This is a genomic window from Alkalihalobacillus phoenicis, assembly GCF_047302405.1.
Classification (GTDB): domain Bacteria; phylum Bacillota; class Bacilli; order Bacillales; family Bacillaceae_D; genus Alkalihalobacillus.
Genome location: NZ_CP154853.1, coordinates 4,543,636 through 4,558,478 on the forward strand (window position 1 = coordinate 4,543,636; position 14,843 = coordinate 4,558,478).

The window sequence follows — 14,843 nt, forward strand, 5'->3', positions numbered from 1 at the left end:
ATTATTTCACAAAATGTTTAAAACTAACGACGTGATTACCATATTTTAAAGGTAAAATGGAGGTGAGAGAAAGAATGAAATGAAATGATTTAACTCAATCTAAACAAGAGAAAAAGTCTAATTTGACGGAAAATTAGCGAACTCAGATAAATAAAACGCTTTCTATTTTTGAAAAATTTTTACTTTAAGGCAAGATGGGGCTAGACTGTTTCATTTTTAAATAAAGCAAGTTATGCTGTAAATAGGATCATATACAGTCGTATATGAATGTATAGGAGGTTTGGTCATGAGCGACCTATTTAAAACAATTAAAGAGCAAGTGAAAGAACATCAACCAACGATTGTTCTTCCAGAAGCGACAGATGAGCGTGTGATGGAAGCGGCCGTTTTATTAGAGCAAGATAAAGTTGTTAAACCAATCTTAATCGGAAAAAAGGAAGAAGTCGAAGCAAAAGCAGCTGAACTTCAATTGGACTTAACTGGAATCACTCAATTAGATCCGTACACATATGACAAGATGGACGAAATGGTTGCTTCATTTGTTGAGCGTCGTAAAGGGAAAGAAACAGAAGAATCTGCCCTTAAGAAGTTAAAGGATGTAAACTACTTCGGAACCATGTTGATTCATATGGGTTTAGCTGATGGATTAGTAAGTGGTGCGGCTCATTCAACAGGAGATACCGTTCGCCCAGCGTTGCAAATTATTAAAACACAACCTGGAATTAAAAGAACATCTGGTGTCTTCATTATGGTTAAAGAGGACCAAAAATTTGTATTTGGAGATTGTGCGATTAATATTGCTCCAAATAGCGAAGAATTAGCAGAAATTGCGATTGCAACGGCTGAGACAGCGAAAGTATTTAATATCGATCCAAAAGTAGCGATGCTTAGCTTCTCTACAAAGGGTTCTGCCTCATCAATGGAAACACAAAAAGTTTCCGAAGCGACTAAATTAGCTCAAGCAACACGTCCAGACTTAGTCATCGATGGTGAGTTCCAATTTGATGCCGCATTTGTACCGGCCGTAGCTAGAAAAAAAGCACCAGATTCACCGCTACAAGGACAAGCTAATGTCTTTATTTTCCCAAGCTTAGAGTCAGGTAATTTAGGCTACAAAATTGCTCAACGTCTAGGTGGTTATGATGCAATTGGACCTATTTTGCAAGGTCTAAACAAACCAGTGAATGATTTATCACGTGGATGTAATGTTCAAGATGTCTATAAATTATCATTAATTACTGCGATGCAAGCCATCACACTAAAAGTAACGAAATAAGGGCAAGATTTTAGGGACTATCTCAAAAGGTCATTCGACCATTTGAGTGGTCTTTTTTTGTTGATAACAGATGTTTTATTTAATTGGTAATGAAATTTGTGGGTTGACCGAATTAGGGTACGAATAAATGGGAATTGATGATGAAATTCGAGCGCTAATTATCTAATTACGGTGTAAATGTTGGCATACAAAAAGGCCACCCCAAGTCCTATTAAGAACCTTTGAGGGAGCCTCGTTTGTCACCTTTTTAAGACAAACATTTTTCATTTCGAGCATAAACACGCGCTACATTTTTGATAAAAAGCTCTTTCTCTAATTCAGTTAATGACCCCATCTCAAGCTTAGCATTTAATTGTTGCATGGCTTTGAGGCAACGTAATGTGACATCTTGGATTGATAAGTCTTTGCCTGTCAACTCAGCTAAGGACGCCATTGTTTCTGGAACAACATGAGGGTAGTCAAAGTTGGCTTCTTTTCCTTGAACAGCTCGCTCATAAAATTCACGTATCAATTCTGCTCTTTTGGAGCCACTTCCACGCACACATAAATAAATTTGGACGGCGACACCATTTCGAATACGTCGTTGTGAAATTCCGGCGAACTTTTTCCCGTCTATACTTAAATCGTAGCTACCAGGACAATAAGAACCAACGACCTCTCCGGCAATGATACTTGACTCTGGAAACATTTTTTGAATGAGTTCCAACATTAGATCATAGCCCATATTAATCGATAACCCTTTTTCTTCTTTTATAATTAATGAGAGGTTAAGTACTTCTTCATCGAGAACAACTGCTAACCCGCCTGAATTTCGAACGATGCTGCTATATTGATTTGAAGTTAAGTAATGGATTCCATCGGCAATCGTCGGTAAGCGACTATCCTGTGTACCTAAAACAACCGTGCTGGCATGAACCCAAGTCCGAATAGTTGCGGGTGATTCGTTATTGCCAATTGATGTGCAAATTGAATCATCGTAAGCGAAGGAATCCAGTGCTGAGAAGGTTAAGCCGAGAGTCGAATGATCGATAAAGCGCCAAGTTTGCTTAAAAAAATGATTAGATTGGTCCATGTTATGTATATACTCCCTAACAAAATAAACTATTGTAAAAAATATAAAGTCTTATTTCTTCCCCTGTATTATAGCATGAACATAATGAGATCAGTGTTCAAGTATAGATGTTTTCATTTGTGGTCATTTATGTTAGAATCGAACTTGCCGTTTATTTTCTTAAGCTTAAAAAGAAAGGTAGAATCACCATGGCAAACGAGTTTCGAATTTGCGATGAATGCCAAGCAACGAATATTAAGACGTTAGTTCCTCGCTTGAAAGAAGTCGATTCAGAGGCGAAGATTGATATTCGCTGTCAATCCTATTGTGGACCAGGCCGTAAGAAATCATTTGTATTTGTTAACAACCGTCCGGTAGCTGCACCAGATGAAGAACAAGTAATCCAGAAAGTCTGTCAAAAACTAGGGAAATTATAATGCTTATACTTTTGTGAAGTTGGAGATATTATATGTGAAAAGCTCGCATTTAATAAGTGATTAAGTGGAGTCCCTTTGCAGATAGCTCTTATTCTGGTATTGTATTCCATTATTTTACTCAATTTCTTAAAAATTTATATTTATCTGATAATTTACAGTTTGAACGTTAGTAAGGATGGGTAAAAAGTAGTTAGAATTTGTAAATCATGAACGAGGTGTTCAGAGCGAGAGAGGAGAAATTTTATGAGCTTGACAAAGAAAATATTAATAGCCCTCGTAGTCGGGGTAGTTGTTGGTTTAGGGTTTAACTTATTTGCACCAAATTTATTTGATCCAGTCGATACATATTTACTAACACCACTTGGTCAAATATTCTTAAATTTAATCATGATGGTTGTTGTTCCACTAGTATTCTTTTCGCTCATTTTAGGGGCGGCAGGGCTCGGTGATCCGAAAGCACTTGGTCGAATTGGGGGAAAAACCCTTTTGTTTTTCATGGTGACATCCGTTATTGCCTTATCACTGGCGATTTCACTGGCTTATTTAATTCAACCAGGGGAACCAGGTTTAATGGGGAATTTAGAAGAAGATTATGAAGCGCAAGAAGCCCCTCCTGTTATGGATACATTGTTAAACATTATTCCGCAAAATCCAATACAAGCCATGGCAACTGGTGAAATGCTTCAAATTATCGCTTTTGCTATTTTAGTCGGATTTGCTTTAGCTCGTTTAGGGGAGAAAACAAAAGGGATCGTTAAGCTTGTTGAACAAGGGAATGAAATTATGATGTTCCTTGTAGGATTAGCGATGAAACTAGCTCCATATGGTGCTTTTGGTTTAATTGCGTCCGCTATTGGAAAGCTAGGACTAAGTGTAATTCAGTCCATGATTGCTTATATGTTAACCATTATTATCGCCCTTATTTTGCACACAGTGATTACGTATGGTGGGGGCATTTGGCTGATTGGTAAAAGAAATCCGATTGAATTCTTTAAAGCTTTCGTTCCTGTTATGACAGTTGCTTTTAGTACTTCGAGTAGTAATGCGACCTTACCAACGTCGATGAAAGTCGTTGAAGAGGATTTGAAAGTATCTAAACCGGTCACGTCGTTTATAGTTCCATTAGGAGCAACAATTAATATGGATGGAACAGCGATTATGCAAGCTGTTGCGACCGTCTTTATATCTCAAGTTTTTGCTGTATCTTTATCATTTACAGATTTAATAATAATCATTTTAACAGCAACATTAGCAAGTATCGGAACAGCAGGAGTACCAGGTGTTGGAATGATTATGCTAGCCATGGTCTTAACTTCAGTTGGTCTTCCAGTTGAAGGGATTACTTTAGTTCTTGCAGTTGACCGTATTCTTGATATGATGCGTACGGCTGTTAACGTTACAGGTGACGCAACATGTGCCGTTATCGTCGATAGATTTGAACAAGAGCGAATTGAAAAGGAAAAGTTAGAAGCGAAACACTCCTAAATTCCTTAACGTTTCCCAAATAAAAAATTCATACACAAATCTTTGAGCTTCCCTAAAAGGTGATTAATACTTTTTGGGGTAGCTTTTTTGTTTGAATAAAATTATTAAATATTTTTAAACGAACTAAGCAAGCAGAATAAAGGATACCACCCATCATTTAAATAAATCCTTATTTGGAACACATCAATTTTAAAAATTTAGTTTATCATTGTTTTCTTTTGAGAATCCTAAATGCTAAATGGTACGTCTAATTTTATGAGAGAAGATTAGTTTCCTTATAATTTTAGTTGCTATCTATTAATTTGGAAACTAGAATAAGGAAGAAGTAGAAATGTATCTCATAAAACAATGAAATTAGTAGGTGAAGTTATGTGTGGCTTTTTAGGAGAAATAAGTTTACAAAACAAATTAATCGAGCGAGAGCAGTTTGAGTTAGCTCTAGAACAGATCAATCATCGTGGACCCGATTCAACAGGGATTTATGAAGACAAAAATGTTCGTTTAGGTTTTAAAAGGTTAAGCATTATTGATTTAGAGCACGGCAGTCAACCTCTCGCTTATCAAGATGGCCGCTACCATATTATATTTAATGGAGAAATATACAATTATATAGAATTAAGAGATCGTTTAATTAAAGACGGATATTCATTCCAAACACATTCAGATACAGAAGTAATCGTTGCGTTATATGCCCAAAAAGGCGTAGCTGCAATTCAACAATTAAGAGGGATGTTTGGGTTTGTCATTTGGGATAAAGAGAAGCAGGAAATAATTGGGGCACGAGATCGTTTTGGGATTAAGCCATTTTATTATTATGAATCTGATTCAACTGTTTTGTTTGCTTCCGAATTAAAGAGCATTCATCATTGTGTCCAACCATTACAAGTAAATAAAACGTCTTTACAAAATTATATGAGCTTTCAATTTGTCCCTGAACCAGCAACGGTTTTTGAAGAAGTACAGAAGTTGAAACCAGGTCATTATTTTGTGAAAAAAGAGAACAAGGGAATGGAAATCAAGCCTTATTATGAGATTGGTTTTAAAAATAGCTCCTTGTCACTTAACGATCATATTACAAATATCCAAAAAGTATTAGAAGATTCTGTTGCCAAGCATATGCGTAGTGATGTGCCTGTTGGTGCTTTTTTATCTGGTGGGATTGATTCAACGACAACGGTCGCTTTAGCGAAACGCCATAACGAAAACCTCAAAACATTTACAGTCGGTTTTGAACAACATGGTTATAGTGAGATTGAAGTAGCAAAAGAGTCGGCACGTCAGCTTGAAGTCGAAAATATTCATAAGTATATTACAGCGGAAGAGTTTTTACGAGAATTACCTAATATTATTTGGCATATGGACGAGCCGGTTGCGGATCCAGCGGCGATTCCATTATATTTTGTTGCAAAAGAAGCAAGTAAGCACGTAAAAGTGGTCTTATCAGGTGAAGGGGCAGATGAATTATTTGGTGGATATAATATTTACCGCGAATCATTAGCCTTAAAAGGATTTGATTATTTACCTAGTCCGATTACAAAAATGTTAAATTCTGTTGCGCTTGTTTTACCTGAGGGAGTCAAAGGGAAAAGTTATTTACTTCGCGGAACGACACCTTTAGCGGAACGTTATATTGGAAATGCCAAAATCTTTAATGAAGAAGAAAAGTCAAAAATTTTGACCGCATATCAGAATGGTAACCATTTTAAAAACATCGTCGCTCCTTATTATGAGAGGGCTCAAAGTTATGATACAGCAACTAAGATGCAATTTATCGATTTGCACACTTGGTTACCTGGTGATATTTTAACCAAAGCTGATCGAATGACGATGGCTCATTCTCTTGAGTTGCGTGTACCGTTTTTAGATAATGAAGTGCTAGAAGTGGCAAGTCAAATTCCAACAAAGTATAAGTTAGACCAAAAGACGACCAAGTATATTCTTCGTCAAGCGATTTCGGAATGGGTGCCGGCATCTGTACTTGACCGCAAGAAATTAGGGTTTCCAGTACCTATCCGCGTTTGGTTACGTAATGAATGGTATGATTGGGCGAAAGAAACGATTCACCAAAGTCAAACCGATGATTTACTTTATAAAGATAAAATCATTGCTTTATTAGATGATCATGCGGCAGGTAAAAAAGATAACAGCCGAAAGCTCTGGGTGGTTTTATGCTTTATGATTTGGCATGCTATTTACGTTGAAAAAACGATGACTCCTTATAAAAAGCTCGAAAAAGCCGAAGATTTTTATCCAACGCCTGAAGTGGTTACAGAAAAGTAAAGACAAATGAAAAGGGACTGTCTCAAAGATTATTCGATCTTTTGGGCGGTCTTTTTGTATTGAGGGAAGTGCTAATGAAATAGGATACGAAAAGCCACGGATAAGTAATGAAAAATTGGAGTGAGCAGAATTAGGGTACGAAAAACAGCGGATAAGTAATGAAAATCAGGAGTAAGCAAAATTACAGTACGAATAATAGGCTCCGTATCATAACGGCTTTACAACGGAATTAATTTTCAGTTTTAATAATGTAAACGGGATCGCTAATCAAATGCCGGTATAAAGGCATATAAAAAATAGAAGACATCTCCTTCTTTTAGAGAAAAGTTCTAAAAAAAGGCTCTCTCTCTGGAAATGGAAGTAAGTTATAATAGGGGATGTGGAGAAAAGGAGACGAGATAATGGAAGCGAAACAGCGTGCACATATTGAACATAGTCAAGAAAACAAACAACCGAAAACCATGTACAATATTTTATTTATTATCGGTTTTGTTCATTTATTAAATGATTCCATTCAAGCTCTTGTCCCAGCGATGTTTCCGATTTTGGAAGCGGCAATGGGCTTATCATACACTCAAATTGGAATCATTGCCTTTGCTTTAAATATGACTGCATCGGTTATTCAGCCTGTAGTTGGTTTATATACAGACAAAAAACCTTCCCCTTATGCACTGCCGATAGGGTTGTGTTTTACTTTTATTGGGGTCGTCCTATTAGCATTTGCACCTGGATTTATAATGGTTGTCATAGCAGTAACTTTTATCGGAATAGGATCAGCTACCTTTCATCCGGAAGGGTCAAGAGTGGCTCATATGGCAGCAGGTAATAAAAAGGGTCTAGCCCAATCTATTTACCAGGTGGGGGGGAATGCTGGACAAGCGTTAGCTCCATTGATTACATTACTTATTCTTGTACCGCTTGGCCAGTTTGGTTCGATTTGGTTTACACTTGTTGCTGGTTTGGCGATAATTCTTTTACTTTATATAGCGAAATGGTACCAAAAACAAATTCAATTAATAAAACAGAAACAAAAACATAAAAAAGTTGGACCGGCGATTCCAACAAAGTATCGACGGAAAATTTTAGTCGGTTTTGGTCTTTTATTATTTCTCATTTTTATTCGTTCATGGTTCCATGCGGGTTTAGCTAATTATTATCAATTTTTTGCGATTAATGAGTATGGGATGACGATTTCCCAAGCCCAAGTTTATTTATTTATTTTTCTTGCGGCAGGTGCGATCGGAACTTTTGCTGGTGGGCCCCTTGCCGATCGATTTGGAAAGCGGAATATTTTAATGCTCTCTATGCTCGGTTCAGCCCCATTTGCTTTACTTTTACCTCATGTCGGACCAGTGTTGGCTTATCCATTAATCGGGATTATCGGATTTATTATTTTATCAAGCTTTTCCGTTTCCGTTGTTTACGGACAGGAACTGATCCCAGGGAAAATTGGGGTCGTGTCAGGACTTATTGTCGGCTTAGCCTTCGGAATGGGGGCGATTGGAGCTGTCATTTTTGGAATGTTGGCCGATGTTATCGGTTTATATAATACGATTTTATTAGCTGTAACTTTACCGATCGTTGGCTGTTTAACTTTCTTTTTACCTTCTGATAAATGGATGGCCGAGCGCTTAAAGGCAAGTGAATAACGACATTTTTTGAGCCTTCCTTTATAATAAAATTGGATATAAATCGACAATTAACTATGTATTGCAAAGAAAAAAGAATTTGCTAAAAAAGGAGGGGACAATTGTGACAGACGCTTATTACAAAAAATTAGATGAAGAGAAAGTGTTTAAAGATCCCGTCCACCGTTATATTCATGTTAGGGACGAGCTAATCTGGGAATTAATCGGAACGAGAGAATTTCAACGATTACGGAGGGTTAAGCAGCTAGGAACTACCTATATTACGTTTCATGGAGCCGAACATACACGATTTAATCATTCTTTAGGTGTTTATGAAATAACGCGTCGCATTCTTGATGTGTTTGAAGGACGCCCGCATTGGGATGAAAAGGAACGTCTGTTAACACTAGCCGCTGCTTTATTACATGACATTGGGCATGGGCCATTTTCGCATGCCTTTGAAAAAATATTTGGTACCGATCATGAGGAGTGGACACGTCGGATTATTTTAGGAGATTCCGAGGTTAATCGTACGTTAAGAAAAGTGGACGATTCTTTTCCGCAAGCTGTCAGTGAAGTGATTGAAAAAACGTATCAAAACAAATTGGTGACGAGTATTATTTCCAGTCAGATCGATGCCGATCGGATGGACTATTTATTACGAGATGCTTATTATACGGGTGTTAGTTATGGACATTTTGACATGGAACGAATTTTACGAGTGATGCGTCCGATGGAAGATCAAGTCGTCATTAAACAAAGTGGAATGCATGCGGTTGAGGATTATATTATGAGTCGCTATCAAATGTATTGGCAAGTTTATTTTCACCCTGTATCTAGAAGTGCGGAAGTTATTATTAATAAAATTTTTAAACGGGTGAAGGACCTTTATAAACGTGGATATTCGTTTAAACAGAAGCCGAATCATTTTTATTCTTTTTTTCATGAAAAAGTGAGCTTAGAGGATTATTTACGGTTAGATGAGGCGATAACCCTCTATTATTTTGAAGTATGGCAGGATGAGGATGATCGCATTTTAAGCGACCTTTGTGTAAGATTTTTAAATAGAAAACTGTTTAAATATGTTGAGTTTAATCCAAATCAATGGATGAATGATTGGCCGAAATTGCAGCAGCTGTTTCAACAAGCTGGTATCGACCCAGAGTACTATCTTGTTGTCGATTCATCCTCTGATTTGCCGTATGATTTTTACCGACCAGGTGAAGAAGGGGAACGTCTGCCGATTCATTTAGTTATGCCAAACGGAAAAATCCGTGAACTTTCACGAGAATCGGATGTAGTTGAAGCAATTTCGGGTAAAAAGAGAACAGACCATAAATTATATTACCCACTTGACCTTCTAATGAACATGAAGGAACATACAGAAACGAAAAAAGAGATTTTAGAAATATTAAACATTCAAATGTAGCTGCGTCCGTTAGAAGCTCGAGAAAAATCGGTCTGCCTATAAAGTCAAAAATCGACTTTTTAGTCAACCCTGTATTTTTTCTCGCTTCTGAGCAAACGGACTTCGCTTTTTAATCAATCTAGCTGCGCCTGTTAGAAGCTCGAGAAAAATCGGTTCGTCTTTATGAAGACAAAGAGCGTCTTCAAAAGCCGCCCCTAATTTTTTCTCGCTTCTGAGCGAACAGGCTCCGCTTTATAGTTAAGGAGGTTAATTTTTTGTTAGATGATCATGCGAAGGTTCTGAAGTTTTTTTCGCAAACAGGAGAGGTTGTCGGTCGAAAAAAACTTCAGAAAATCATTTATATTGCCAAAAAAATGGACATCCCTTTTTCTGAGAGATACAAATTCCATATGTTTGGGCCCTATTCAGAGGAGCTCTCGTTACGAATGGAAGAATTGAGCAACCTCGGATTTGTCCACGAAATCATGGAAGATAAAGGTCATTACCAGCAATATCGTTACTCTTTATCAGAGCAAGGTGAAAGTTTTTTAGCTTTAAATCGATTAGAATGGCCAGATTGCCAGCCATTATTTACATCTTTAAATGAACAAAGCTCACGATTTTTAGAGCTCGTCTCAACGCTGCTGTACTTTGCCGATTTATCAGTTGAAGAAGTAAAAGAGAAAGTCTTTACTTTAAAAAGGAAACAAAATTATAGCGAAGCCGATATTGAAGCTGGGTTTGAATATATCGAGCAGCTTAAGAAAACAATGTTAAATTAAGTAGAAAAGTTTGCTGAATAGAATTAAAGATAAAAGCCAATTCCTGTTTGAGCATCGGGAATTGGCTTTTTCTCGATTTCAGCTTTTAACGCTTATCAAGCTTCGCTGAAATGGTGTTGCCCAAAAACTGTACGCTCTGTACGAGAATAATTAAAAGTAAGACGGTAAATATCATTACATCGGTTTGGAAACGATCTTTGACGAAAAAGAATGACGTTTTTACACTTAGTGAGAGGGCATAGTCTTCGGTAATGTAAGCAACAAAAGAGTCCCGTTCCCTTAGTAAATTAGTCTTTCATAGCATTAGTTTAACTATGACCATAATAGTCACCGCAGTCATCATTGGTACATATACTAAAATAAATTCATACTTGACCGTTCGGAATTATCAGATTAAGATGTTCTTAAATTATTTTCTGTGTCAGATGTTTCGAAAATTAAATAGCTTATCGGACGACCGAGAGCCCTTGATTCAAGTAATGTATTTCTTTACTTATCAAGGGCCTTTCTGTTTATTAGGAGGGGTTAGGGTTGGATGTAAAGGAGAAAAATCGTTATTTAAAGTCATTAAAAGATGGACGGAATGTTTGGTTAAATGGCGAACGCATTCCGGATATAACAGAGCATCAAGATTTTAAAGGTGTGTTGACTACAATTGCTAAGTTGACTGAAATGTTGGATAAACCGAATGAGCAAAAATTTCTTGGATTTAAAAGTCCAAAAACGAATGAGTATGTGCATAAAGCCTTTTTGATTCCAAGTAGTTATGAAGATTTATTAGAACGGCGGAATGCTTTTGCCCATTGGTCACAAAAGACGTTTGGAGTCATGAGCCGATTATCAGATTATGCCAACAGTTTAATAACGGGGTATTTTATTGACCGAAAAGAATTTACTGAATATGACCCTACTTTTGAAGAGAAAATCACGAGCTTTTACGAGCAAGCAAGAGATGAACGGAGAATTGTCACAACCGCGATATTAGACCCGCAAATCGATCGTTCAAAGTCTTCAGAAGCATTAGGCGAAGACGGATTGTTACGAGTAATTGGTGAAACCGAAAAAGGGGTGATTGTCCGTGGGGCCAAAATGATTGCCACTGCGGCCCCTTATGCCCATGATGTCCTAGTGATGCCTCACCAAAAGCTACCTGAGGAAAAATCCGATTATGCCAATATGTTTATCATTCCATTGAATTTACCTGGTTTACAAATGGTTTGCCGTGAATCTTTTTCGTCCTTGGACCAAGAAAAACATAGACTAAGTGCCCAGTTTGATGAAATGGATTCTGTCCTCATTTTTGATGATGTGTGTATTCCTTGGGAGCGGGTTTTGATTCGAGGTTCGGTAGAAGGTGCTTTTCAAGCCCAGAAACATCAGCAGCTCAATCGCCTTGCCCATCACCAGACTGTCGTTCGTTTATTAACGAAGCTGCAATTTGTCACAGGTGTGGCAACAGCTATAGCCCAATCGATTGGGGCCGAGCATTTCCTTCATGTCCAAGAAAAGTTAGGAGAGCTGTATATACAAGTCGCAAGTATTGAAGCGCTGTTGATTCGTTCAGAAACAGAAGGAGCGCTTAATGAAAAAGGTGTCTATATGCCAGAGTCCGTTTCGTTGCAAGTAGCGAGAAACCTTGGAACCAAATATTATCCGCGAGCGATTGAAGTATTAAAGGAAATAGGGGCAGGTGGTTTTATTCAGCTACCGTCTGCAACGATTAAACCAAATGATGAGCTTTATCCTTTATTTGAAAAATACTACCGCGGGGCAAAAGTTGATGCTGAAACGAAAACGGCCTTATTTCAATTAGGATGGGAATTAATCGGTAGTACTCTCGGTTCAAGGCATGACTTATATGAACGCTTTTATACAGGCGATCCGATTCGTACATTTGCTCTCTTATACGATACGTATGAAAAAGGACCATTCAAACAGAAGCTCGCCTATTTTTGGAATGAAATTGCCGAAAAGGAGGATTAATTGATGAGTAAACATTCTTATATTGAAAGAGTAAAAAAGCCGCGTAATGTATGGCTAAACGGAGAGCTTGTCGATGATTTAAGCGAGCATCCCGATTTTAAAGGAACGGTACAGACGATTGTAACTTTATTAGAAAAACAAACGAATCCACAGACAAAAGAAATCCTTACGTATCAAACGGAAACTGGAGAAGCAGCCCATTTATCTTTTTTAGTTCCTAAAGATTCAGAGGATTTAGCACTAAAAAGAAAAGCCTATCAATATTGGGCCGATGAAACATTTGGAGTGATGAGTCGACTATCGGAATATACGCGGTCGTTAATTACGGGCTGGTATGCGAATCGTTTCGCTTATGAAAAAAAACATCCTGGTTTTGCAGGGAAGATTGCTCGTTATTACAAACAATCACGTGACAATGATTGGTTATCAACGGTTGCGGGTCATGATCCGCAAAAGGATCGTTTTGAAAAAAACGCCAATACACAGTCGAATCTATTGCATATTGTAAAAAAGAATCACGAAGGCATTTTTGTAAAGGGAGCCAAAATGATTGCGACCGCAGCTCCATATGTGGATGAAATTTTAATTAATTCGTATCACAAAATTCCAGAACACGAAAGGGAATATGCGAATGTCTTTTTTGTTCCGGTAACCGCGAAAGGTTTGCATATTATTTGCAGGGAATCATTTGCGGATAAACGTCTCGATGATCATCCTTTAAGTGCCCGTTTTGATGAAATGGATGCCGTCTTAATTTTTGATAATGTTTTTATACCGTGGGAGAGAGTGTTAGTTTGTGAGGATGCTGATTTTTCTTGGGAGCTACGAAATGATATAGCCTCTGCTTTATTAAGTCAGCACCAAACCGTCGTTCGTTTAATTAGCAAGTTAGAAAGTGTAGCCGCGATTGGGAATGAATTAGCGGAAACAGCAGGTGCGACACAGTTTCTACATGTGAAAGAAAAGCTTGCCGAATTATTGATTCAAGTAGAGACGATTAAAGCGTTACTTGTTGCCTCTGAAACGAAATCACAATTATATAAAGGAATTTTGCTACCAAATAAGGAATTCCTTGCGACGGCTCGAAATTTAGGCACGAAGTATTATCCAAGAGCTCTAGAAATCTTGCAACAAATTGGAGCTGGAGGCTTATTGCAAACGCCATCAACTTTGGCTGAGTTTGACGGAGCAATAGCTGAATTATTGCAGGAACCTTTTCGAGGTAGTACTACGACTGCTAAAGAGAGAACAAAATTAATCAAACTTGCATGGGATCTCATTGGTAGTCCGCTTGCTGCTAGACACGAATTATATGAACGATTTTATTCAGGAGACCCTGTTCGAACATTTGCGGCTCAATATAAAATGTCTGAAAACAAACAAAAGTTGATTGATTTTGCTTATGATGCGATCCAATTAGGAGGAGAAAAGAAATGAGTTTACATTTTCATTGGTTTGTACCGACGAATGGTGATGGGGAGTTTTTAGGCTTAAAAGAACCAGAACGAAAACCGACATTATCCTATATCACACAAGTAGCTCAAGCAGCGGAAAAGGCTGGTTTTGAAGGGATTTTAATACCAACTGGAACGCCTTATTTGGATTCATGGCTTGTTGGTTCAGCCATTATTCATCATACGGAAAAAATTAAGCCACTCGTCGCTTTTCGACCTGGATTTGTTTCACCGACAGTCGCAGCAAAAATGGCGTCAACCTTTGATAAGTTCTCAAATGGGCGACTATTAGTTAACATCGTCACAGGAGGCTCTTTAAAGGAGCTTGGTCAAGATGGCGACTTTTTGGAGCATGATAAACGCTACGTGCGGACAGGCGAATTTTTAGAAGTGATTCAAAAAGCGTGGCAAGAAGATACATTTGACCATGAGGGTGGATTTTTTCAAATAAAAGAAGGACATTTAATTCCAAAAAATCATCAAGACCGACATGTTCCGATTTATTTTGGTGGGGCTTCAGAAGCGGCAAAAGCTATTGCTGCTAAGTATGCCGATGTTTATTTGCAATGGGGAGAGCCAGTCGAACAAATTAAGCAACAAATAGACGAAGTTAAACAGAAAGCTTCTATTTTAGGAAGAGAGCTTCAATATGGAATCCGCATCCATGTTGTCGTCCGCGAAACAGAAGAAGAAGCTTGGCAAGCAGCTAAGCGAATCATAAGCAAAATAGAGACGAATAAACAAAAAAAGATCAATCATTATTATGAAACGACCGATTCTGTTGCCCAAAAAAGAATGAATGAAATGACTCAAAAAAATGAAAAATTTGGAAAGTACGGCTGGTCCGGCATCGGCAAAATCAGAAAAGGAGCGGGTACCGCACTTGTGGGGACAGCCGAGCAAGTAAAAGAAGCGATCCAAGACCATGCCAATATCGGGGTCACTCATTTTATTTTATCTGGATTTCCTCATTTAGAAGAAGCAAAGAGATTTGGCGATGAAGTATTGCCCCTTTTTAGCCAGCCCAATTCTGAATGGGCCAAAGAAGAGAGAGGTTAA

Annotated in this window: 11 protein-coding genes and 1 pseudogene; 10 read left to right on the forward strand and 2 right to left on the reverse strand. The window is 37.9% G+C overall.

Features of this window, described 5'->3' with window-relative positions; translation table 11 throughout:
* Positions 1–286: 286 nt before the first annotated feature.
* Complete coding sequence (gene pta / locus AA0017_RS21330; protein ID WP_413377797.1) at positions 287–1,276, forward strand: phosphate acetyltransferase; 990 nt, start codon at positions 287–289, stop codon at positions 1,274–1,276.
* Between the two features lie 247 nt (positions 1,277–1,523).
* Here pta and AA0017_RS21335 read toward each other — a convergent pair whose 3' ends face one another.
* Positions 1,524–2,348, reverse strand: a complete 825-nt coding sequence (locus AA0017_RS21335; protein WP_413377799.1) for a biotin/lipoate A/B protein ligase family protein — start codon at positions 2,346–2,348, stop codon at positions 1,524–1,526.
* A 188-nt stretch (positions 2,349–2,536) separates the two neighbouring features.
* On the opposite strand from AA0017_RS21335, the gene AA0017_RS21340 reads away from it, so the two are divergent.
* The 6 genes from AA0017_RS21340 (at position 2,537) to AA0017_RS21365 (ending at position 10,347) form a co-directional block, all read left to right on the forward strand.
* Positions 2,537–2,764, forward strand: coding sequence for a DUF1450 domain-containing protein (locus tag AA0017_RS21340; RefSeq protein WP_003321191.1), 228 nt, complete (start codon positions 2,537–2,539; stop codon positions 2,762–2,764).
* A gap of 243 nt (positions 2,765–3,007) precedes the next feature.
* Positions 3,008–4,249: a dicarboxylate/amino acid:cation symporter gene (locus AA0017_RS21345; RefSeq protein WP_413377801.1), complete on the forward strand. Its 1,242-nt coding sequence runs from the start codon at positions 3,008–3,010 to the stop codon at positions 4,247–4,249.
* A gap of 369 nt (positions 4,250–4,618) precedes the next feature.
* Positions 4,619–6,529, forward strand: coding sequence for an asparagine synthase (glutamine-hydrolyzing) (gene asnB, locus AA0017_RS21350; RefSeq protein ID WP_413377804.1), 1,911 nt, complete (start codon positions 4,619–4,621; stop codon positions 6,527–6,529).
* Between the two features lie 401 nt (positions 6,530–6,930).
* Positions 6,931–8,178 carry an MFS transporter gene (locus AA0017_RS21355; RefSeq protein ID WP_413377806.1) on the forward strand — a complete coding sequence of 416 codons (1,248 nt, stop codon included), beginning with the start codon at positions 6,931–6,933 and terminating at the stop codon, positions 8,176–8,178.
* Positions 8,179–8,281: 103 nt separating this feature from the next.
* Entirely contained in the window at positions 8,282–9,586 is a 1,305-nt protein-coding gene (locus tag AA0017_RS21360) for an HD domain-containing protein (RefSeq protein WP_413377808.1), read from the forward strand.
* Between the two features lie 254 nt (positions 9,587–9,840).
* Positions 9,841–10,347, forward strand: coding sequence for a YwgA family protein (locus tag AA0017_RS21365; RefSeq protein WP_413377810.1), 507 nt, complete (start codon positions 9,841–9,843; stop codon positions 10,345–10,347).
* A gap of 85 nt (positions 10,348–10,432) precedes the next feature.
* On the opposite strand, the pseudogene AA0017_RS21370 reads toward AA0017_RS21365, so the two are convergent.
* Positions 10,433–10,540, reverse strand: a pseudogene (locus tag AA0017_RS21370) (ABC transporter permease); the annotation flags it as partial.
* 338 nt (positions 10,541–10,878) lie between these two features.
* Here AA0017_RS21370 and AA0017_RS21375 point away from each other — a divergent pair.
* From AA0017_RS21375 to AA0017_RS21385, 3 genes are read left to right on the forward strand one after another with little or no spacing between them, the layout of a single operon-like run.
* Positions 10,879–12,330: a 4-hydroxyphenylacetate 3-hydroxylase family protein gene (locus AA0017_RS21375; protein WP_413377812.1), complete on the forward strand. Its 1,452-nt coding sequence runs from the start codon at positions 10,879–10,881 to the stop codon at positions 12,328–12,330.
* Between the two features lie 3 nt (positions 12,331–12,333).
* Complete coding sequence (locus AA0017_RS21380; protein ID WP_413377814.1) at positions 12,334–13,767, forward strand: 4-hydroxyphenylacetate 3-hydroxylase family protein; 1,434 nt, start codon at positions 12,334–12,336, stop codon at positions 13,765–13,767.
* Positions 13,764–14,843: an LLM class flavin-dependent oxidoreductase gene (locus AA0017_RS21385; protein WP_413377816.1), complete on the forward strand. Its 1,080-nt coding sequence runs from the start codon at positions 13,764–13,766 to the stop codon at positions 14,841–14,843. The genes AA0017_RS21380 and AA0017_RS21385 overlap by 4 nt, the downstream gene beginning before the upstream one ends.

Excerpts from the sequence above, each read along its gene's own strand:
- AA0017_RS21340 (WP_003321191.1), top strand. The coding sequence starts at position 2,537 with ATGGCAAACGAGTTTCGAATTTGCGATGAATGCCAAGCAACGAATATT.
- AA0017_RS21345 (WP_413377801.1), top strand. The coding sequence starts at position 3,008 with ATGAGCTTGACAAAGAAAATATTAATAGCCCTCGTAGTCGGGGTAGTT.
- AA0017_RS21355 (WP_413377806.1), top strand. The coding sequence starts at position 6,931 with ATGGAAGCGAAACAGCGTGCACATATTGAACATAGTCAAGAAAACAAA.
- AA0017_RS21385 (WP_413377816.1), top strand. The coding sequence starts at position 13,764 with ATGAGTTTACATTTTCATTGGTTTGTACCGACGAATGGTGATGGGGAG.
- AA0017_RS21335 (WP_413377799.1), bottom strand. The coding sequence starts at position 2,348 with ATGGACCAATCTAATCATTTTTTTAAGCAAACTTGGCGCTTTATCGAT.
- pta (WP_413377797.1), top strand. The coding sequence starts at position 287 with ATGAGCGACCTATTTAAAACAATTAAAGAGCAAGTGAAAGAACATCAA.
- AA0017_RS21380 (WP_413377814.1), top strand. The coding sequence starts at position 12,334 with ATGAGTAAACATTCTTATATTGAAAGAGTAAAAAAGCCGCGTAATGTA.
- asnB (WP_413377804.1), top strand. The coding sequence starts at position 4,619 with ATGTGTGGCTTTTTAGGAGAAATAAGTTTACAAAACAAATTAATCGAG.